The 2,377-nt window shown below is 40.5% G+C and carries 2 protein-coding genes and 1 pseudogene; 2 read left to right on the top strand and 1 reads right to left on the bottom strand.

Annotated elements, in window-relative coordinates; translation table 11 throughout:
• Together LC574_RS36050 and LC574_RS36045 are read left to right on the top strand one after the other, a co-directional pair.
• The coding region (locus tag LC574_RS36050) for a Uma2 family endonuclease (protein WP_229458417.1) at positions 1-254 on the top strand (254 nt) is incomplete at its 5' end.
• A gap of 309 nt (positions 255-563) precedes the next feature.
• Positions 564-1,139: a TIGR04376 family protein gene (locus LC574_RS36045; protein WP_229458415.1), complete on the top strand. Its 576-nt coding sequence runs from the start codon at positions 564-566 to the stop codon at positions 1,137-1,139.
• A gap of 375 nt (positions 1,140-1,514) precedes the next feature.
• Here the strand turns inward: LC574_RS36045 and LC574_RS36040 are convergent.
• Positions 1,515-1,918 (bottom strand): annotated as a pseudogene (locus tag LC574_RS36040) (DUF4112 domain-containing protein).
• Positions 1,919-2,377 lie beyond the last annotated feature (459 nt).

Genomic DNA, 2,377 nt, shown 5'->3' with positions numbered 1-2,377 from the left:
CTCCTAAAGATATCTACTGGATTGTAGAAGTTGCCAACACAAGCTTAAACACGGACTTGGAGATCAAGGCTGCGATTTATGCGACGGACGAGATTCAAGAATATTGGGTTTTAAGTTTATCTGCTAAACAAATGATTGTGTTCAGAAACCCTCAAAATGGTAAGTATGTTGAAGAATATACTATTAAGCAAGGAACAGTTACACCATTAGCGTTTGCAGATGTTTCAGTGTCCGTTCAGAGACTTTTGCCATAGAGTGGCGTTGTTAAATGGAAGGATGAATAGACTTATGTGGGTACAATTCTTCCGAATTTCCGTAGATCCACGGTAAGAACATTGCACAGTAGATCGCTATTAGATCGGTAACTACTCCTCCGACAGAAGCTAGTTTAGATGGCGGTTGAAAATCAGAACTCATACTGATTAAAGCCTTATCTTGTAGGTTAGCGTTTTACGTAGTTTCACCAAATACATTCTTCCCAATTTTGAAATCTAACTACACTCAGAAGTCCACCTGACTACTACAATAAAATAGTCACGCACCTGATCTCTGGAGTTCTAGCAGTGGGATTATTTGATGATTTGAGTCGGTTTCTAGAAAACCGTTTAGAAGAATTCTTGCGTAACAATCCACATTTGGAGTTAGAGGCGCTGCTAGAACAGCTGCGTGAGCAAGAGGAAGGCACATTAAAGCTGATCGCAGATTTACAAGTACAAGAGAAGCGATCGCAAGAAGAAATTCTGTCCACCGCTCAAGAAATTCAGCGTTGGCATATCCGTGTTCAAAAAGCCAAAAACGCTGGCAGAGAGGATTTGGCAACTGCGGCAGGTGAACGAGAAGCAGCCCTGTTGCGCGAAGGAAATCAGCGCTGGGGACACATGCAAGGGCTGAAAGAACGCATTAACCAATCTCAGGAACTACTGCGAAAAATTCAGCAACGGCGACAGGAAGTGCAAGCTAAAGCTGCCGTTGCACAGACAGCCCGTGCTAAAGCGCAAACCCAGCAGCGTTTTGAAACCAGCGGCTGGTCGAATACAACTAGCAGTTATTCTGGTGGGTTTGATGACTTAGAAGAAAAGTTCCGTAACTGGGAAACTCAGGATGAGTTAGAACAAATGAAGCGGAATTTAGGAAAATAATCGCAAAGGCACAGTCACGTCGCTTCGCTCCGAATTCAAAATTCAAAACTTGTACTGAGCTTGTCCTGAGCGGCTTGTCCTGAGCGTAGTCGAAGGGAGCCGACTTGTACGCTCGCTGCGTCGAAGTAAGGGCGTAGCCGAAGTATTCAAAACTTGTACTGAGTTTGTCGAAGTATTCAATAATTTTTAATCCCCATACTTCGGCTCTTTTCGACTTCGCTCAAGGCAAGACGCTCAGTAACCATAAATAAATTTAGGGGCAAGTAAACGGAGTTACTTGTTAATAACAAAAGTCATCTTTTGATGACTAAATATGCCCAAAAATTGAAGGAGGCAAAAGGCAGTGACAAGATTAGTGATGCTAAGACGACCAACTTAAACTTGGCTGAACTTACCAGAGTAAAGTTCATCAGACACTTCTTTGAGTTTTGGTTCAACTACTGTCAAATGTTGCTCCAAAATTGCCAAATTGCGAATATTAGACTTATAGAAAGCATCAAATAAATCACCCACTAAAGGCACAGTACCAACGACTGTTTCTAAACCAATATTAAAAATCATTTTGGCTAAATCTTGACGTGGGATGCCAAAACGGGTAGCTAAAAATATGATGTAAGCTGAAAACGCTGTACTGATTAAATCACCAGCACCTGGAACCAAACCAATATTGGGTCTATTCCAATGCGAAAACCTGTTAGAGGGATGCGTATAGATGTATCCATCAGACGGCTGAGTTTGCGGATGCGATTGAGAGTAGCAAGGCGTTTAGCAGCGTCCATAATTTCTGATATTTACACTACTCTTAATTTGCACCATTTTTAATTATTTGTCCTGTACTGTCAGAAAGAAAAAGTAGCGGACTACCCACACTGACCCTATGAGATTGCTCCCGAACAATTTGCTCAAGCCCCAAGTCTGACCAAGCTTGATTTCGTGCTGCTTCACTAATAATTGGTATTAGTACAATTATCAAGCAAGTAAATTCTGCAAATTGTATTTAATTTACTAATCAGGATTTATTTTTCTGATAAGGTTTAATAAAGCCAAGTTTTACTTCTTCTTTGTATTGCTACTATCACATCGTAAAAATACCTAAATTTTTGATTAGCCATCAAGGAGGAGAAAATATCAAAAATCTTGTGGTATTCAAAGATAACGTGTAATTAAATCCACTTTTCTATTCGCTATTTTGTGTTGTTGCCACAGTATTTCCCAAATGTTTTCTATGAGAACTGAGG

It is taken from the genome of Nostoc sp. CHAB 5715 (genome assembly GCF_020829685.1).
GTDB lineage: Bacteria > Cyanobacteriota > Cyanobacteriia > Cyanobacteriales > Nostocaceae > Nostoc.
The sequence above is the reverse complement of the archived record's forward strand: the minus strand, read 5'-3'. Positions and strand labels throughout refer to the sequence as shown.